Origin of the sequence: Microcystis sp. M49636_WE2 (genome assembly GCF_030065375.1) — a bacterium.
Lineage (GTDB): Bacteria > Cyanobacteriota > Cyanobacteriia > Cyanobacteriales > Microcystaceae > Microcystis > Microcystis aeruginosa_C.
The window spans coordinates 1-4,527 of record NZ_JASJFG010000706.1 but is presented as its reverse complement, the minus strand read 5'-3'; the positions used below and the strand labels follow the sequence as shown (position 1 = coordinate 4,527).

3 protein-coding genes and 1 pseudogene are annotated in these 4,527 nt (G+C 39.2%); 2 read left to right on the top strand and 2 right to left on the bottom strand.

What is annotated here, in order from left to right; all coding sequences use genetic code 11:
- Positions 1-446 precede the first annotated feature (446 nt).
- Positions 447-1,238 carry an HpsJ family protein gene (locus PX484_RS16145; RefSeq protein ID WP_002801969.1) on the top strand — a complete coding sequence of 264 codons (792 nt, stop codon included), beginning with the start codon at positions 447-449 and terminating at the stop codon, positions 1,236-1,238.
- 735 nt (positions 1,239-1,973) lie between these two features.
- Complete coding sequence (locus PX484_RS16140) at positions 1,974-2,705, top strand: undecaprenyl-phosphate galactose phosphotransferase family protein (RefSeq protein WP_287766884.1); 732 nt, start codon at positions 1,974-1,976, stop codon at positions 2,703-2,705.
- A gap of 875 nt (positions 2,706-3,580) precedes the next feature.
- Here PX484_RS16140 and PX484_RS16135 read toward each other — a convergent pair.
- Together PX484_RS16135 and PX484_RS16130 are read right to left on the bottom strand one after the other, a co-directional pair.
- Positions 3,581-3,820 carry a DUF2442 domain-containing protein gene (locus tag PX484_RS16135; RefSeq protein ID WP_287766886.1) on the bottom strand — a complete coding sequence of 80 codons (240 nt, stop codon included), beginning with the start codon at positions 3,818-3,820 and terminating at the stop codon, positions 3,581-3,583.
- 560 nt (positions 3,821-4,380) lie between these two features.
- Positions 4,381-4,527, bottom strand: a pseudogene (locus PX484_RS16130) (ferredoxin); the annotation flags it as partial.

The window sequence follows — 4,527 nt, the reverse complement described above, 5'->3', positions numbered from 1 at the left end:
ATTTTGCGATCAGAGCTTGTTTATCAGCTAAAACTTCCACCAATTTCTGCATGGGTTTTGTTATCAACTCAGGGGGCTGTCTTTACTATAGGCTAACCATTCAGGACTCATCTGAGAGCTTGGGAAAATTTTATTCTTTGAGAGTCTCTGTCTTAGGTAAGAGATCCGGGGGAAAACCTCGTCTGAGAGCTTGGGAAAATTTTATTCTTTGACAGGGATAGGTTTACCGATGCCATATTGAGGTAATATTTCTAGAGTCGATTCTCGAGGGGGGTTGACAAGCAGAACGATTTAACGTAGGGTTTAGCGGGGGGGCTGAGCGAAAGTTAATTAGAAATTGCAGTTTGTCAGATTGCCTCTCGGCAAAATCCTTCCGCGAATCCCCAGCGAGAACTTTTAAACAGACTAATGAATCTATTCATTGACATACCATTACAGAAACAGCGATGAACAGCTTTACTTCTTTGTGCCTGAAATTAACGGGATTGGTTTTCATTCTTTCCTTCCTTTTGGATGGGTTTATCCTGCCGCTGCCCTATCAATTCAATCAATCCCAATGGCAGGTAGGGTTCGTCACCACCTTTGTTGATCGAGGAATTGTCCCTCTCCTCGGTATCATTCTCGTTTTAATCGCTTACTGGATTGACGCTAACAATAAAGATGTCATTCCTAGAAAATCCCGCTTTGAATTGCGTTGGCCGATCTTTATTTTTTCCACCCTGTTAGGTTTAGTTTTTCTGTTGATGATTCCCGTTCACATCAATAATATCAACCAGATTAAAAACAACGCTTTGACTCAAATTGAACAGGGTGTTGACCAGGGGGAGGGACAAATTCAAGCTTTCTTAGCCCAGGTAAATACTCTATCGCAAAATCCCCAACGATTAGACCAGGAGATCTCTCAGAGAACTCAAGTGATTGAAACTGGTCGTTTCCAAGGACAACCGATCAACACGGAACAGTTACAGACCCTCCGTCAACAAAGAGAGCAATTAACTAATTTACGCGATTTATCCAAAAGCCCGAAGGAATTTAAACAGAAATTAGATGAGATCAAAAATCAGCTACAAACTCAGCTGCAAGAGCGGCGAAAACAGGCAGAAAGCCAAGCCAACTTGGAGGCTTTGAAACAGTGGTTAAGAATTGGTATTCAAAGTATGTTGCTATCGATTTCCTATAGTTTGATCGGTTGGTTAGGCATTCGAGAACTAGGTAGTATGAAAAAACGCACCGCCTAAGTATGGGATTTATCTTAAATGATGAAGTATAAAGTTTTCGTTTTCGGGAGCCAGAATTCAGGACTGATGAGACGAGCGCACACAAGAGCATACTTCATCCTTAGGATCAAAGCTGTAACTACTTAAATATTCAGTCACCAAGAGCATCAGCAAATGATGCTCTTTTATTTTTTATTAAACCTCTTGCATAATTAATTTTTGGTGGTTCAAAAGCGTCCTATACTACTAAATCCTGTTTAAAAGGCATAGGAGAGCAGGGAAGCGGGAAGCAGGGGAGCGGGAATTATGAATTAGGAATTATGAATTAGGAAGTGGCAAGAATAAATAAAAGCGGTTCTTCGGTTTGTCTTATGCAACGTACAGGGTTATAAGGAATGAAACTCTTATAGAGAAAGACATTTGGCGATTTTTGTTAATTGTTTTCGATCTAGAGCGAACTAATCAATTAAATCTCTTGCCAGATAAAGATTTAGTCCATTTATGCCACCCTATCGAACCATACTAAGTAACGAAGAACCATAAAAGCAATCTCCTGACTCCTGAATACCGACTCCTGAATTCTAACTACTGACTCCTAACCCCAGCAACAAACTTTTTCAGTAAACCCTAATTAGAGATTTTTCAGTACAAAGGCTCTAAAATGACCAGTGCCAGTTATTAGCCCAAAGACTTGTTTTTTCAGTCTTGTGGCTTTATCATAGGTACTGTGTGGTGTGTGTGATGTGAAGGAGTAAGATGACTGCTAATAGCCAACTTATCTCCGTCAAGGCTCTACAAGCTTTGATGAAGCGAGGGTTCAAACCTTCGGTCTCTGGTAGACGGCATCAAAAATCTTGGTTAATAGCTTTAGACGGCGATACCTCAAAACGATTATTCGATATCGTTTTCTCCCTATCGGTTCTAATTTTCTTTTCGCCGCTTTATTTAATCTTAGCCTTACTGATCGCGATTAGTTCCCCCGGTCCGGTCTTCTATGTGCAGAAGCGCGTCGGTCAAAACTTCCAGCATTTCAACTGTATCAAGTTCCGTACTATGGTAATGGATGCGGATAAGGTATTAGAGAGACTGATGGAAGACTCTCCCCAACTGCGAGCGGAATTCGAGGATAATTTCAAGCTTAAGGACGATCCCCGCATAACTTGGATTGGCAAGTTTCTCCGCTTAACCAGTTTAGACGAGTTTCCCCAATTCTTCAACGTCCTGCGGGGAGATATGAGCGTCGTCGGTCCGAGGCCTTTAGTTCCCGAAGAATTGCAGAAGTATGGCAATCGCATCGACAAAGTTTTAACTATTCGCCCCGGTTTAACTGGTTTATGGCAAGTTTCTGGACGTAATGACATCCCCTATCCCATGCGGGTGCAGATGGATGTGTATTACGTTAATTCGCGCAACTGGTTAACCGATATATGGGTAATCTTTAGAACTATTGGTGTTGTGGTTTTTCCCAAAAATAACGGTGCTTACTAAAGCAGTCAATAGTAGTCAAAGATTACTCACTACTGTTCCAATCTAATTAATCGCTAGACTGGAGGAGAGAAAGGCAGAACTTGCTTTTTTCTCCTCTTTTTTTGAGAAGAAATATTATGATAGTAATTAAGTAATATTAAATCGGTTCAGCGTCATGCTACTTATGAAGATAGACAATATTTGTCGATGTTGATGAGAATTCCACCTATATCCTTTTTTAGGAAACATTGGAACTAGAGATGATGCTAAATCCCGTCGCACTCCCTTCATACCACAATTTAAGCATTTTGTCAAAAAAACTTTGACTTTGCAACAAAACTACACAAAAATTAGATCAACGTTGTTCGGGAAAAAAGGGAGAATTAGCGGGAGTGTTTGGTTTGGCTAAAAGGGAAAGTCTAGATTTAGCAATGGTTTTAAGGCAAGCTAGACCTTAACAAGTCCAAAAAAGACTACAAAAACCCACCATAGCATAATGCAAAATTATACCAGAATCGCTGGAAGTATTGCTATCTCGTAAATAAATAGAAATTATTCTCAATAAATTCTTAAGTAAAAATAAATATTACCAATTGTAAATTTAAATATTTTTAAGTATTGAAGGTATTTGCATATAAAATACTTATCATTTTGCCCCGATTGCCTCTAACTTTCCCCCCCCCACAACAATCACCGGGTAAATAGAAAATTTCTCACTCTTTCTCCTAAAGATGAAGTACAAATTAATCCTTACTCATCAAGTATTTTAGCAACAATAACTAACCTCATCTTTCTGAGAAAGACTGTAGCGAAAGAAAATCCGATCAGTGGGAGCGTTACTTTTCATACTTCCTAAATTTTATGCGAAGTTGTCGGGTTTCCTCGATCGAACTGTTCTAGGTTTGGGAAATGGAGTCAAGATAGAGAGTATCCGGACAGATATCTTGTTCGTTCGGCCAAGTTACCGTACCATCTAAAATTTTTACTTGATTAAAATACTGCTTGTTTTTAAGTTCTTGAAAGATGCCAAAATCGAGCAGTGATGAACAATCATAAATTTTCTTTTCCTCATTAGTAAAGATGAGTTGTAATTGATAGTTTGGCAAAGGGATAACTTCTTTAACTCTAGGATTCATGATTGATCTCAGTAGTTCAATTTTATACGGTTGTTGTCCTGAAATCGAAGGACTCTCGCTCGGAAATAGCCTCGATCGAATAAAATTCTTTCATCGACAATCGTGAAAGAGTTGACGATCAAACTCTCAGATAATTTCCGTTTAACCTTGCGAATATAATCGGCTATCTCCATCTAATTTGATCGTAAACTTATCTCTTTTCTGGCTGCCAATAGCATTTAATAATAAACATTCCACTCGAAATAATCCATAGCGTCCCCTAGCTCACCGGAACGAAATCTAGAAGAGAATTCTTCCGAACTCATGGGATATTGATTTTCCTATTGCTTGACACGGTTTTCTAAATCCAAAATTTGAGCGTTAATCTGCAAATTTTACCGTTGTTCGCTCTCAATTTTTCGATTCAGTAACTCTCTTTCTTCCTCGGAGAGAGAGAGAATAATTCGCGCGAGAGAATCAATCAGTTGGGTATTCATTTAAGAACTGTAGCAGATTCGATCGAGAGCCGCTGCCATGACTGCTAGGAAATAATAGGTGGATGAGGCTGCACCTATTATTTCCTAGAAATCTAAATCTGCGGGGCTAAATTTCTTGTGAATCTGAGGAAAACCTAACTGTTTAATCACTTGATGTTTGCGTTCTTCCTCAAGAGATGACAACTGATTATAATTAACCCAGTGAATACAGTTAACCGGACAAGTCTCGAT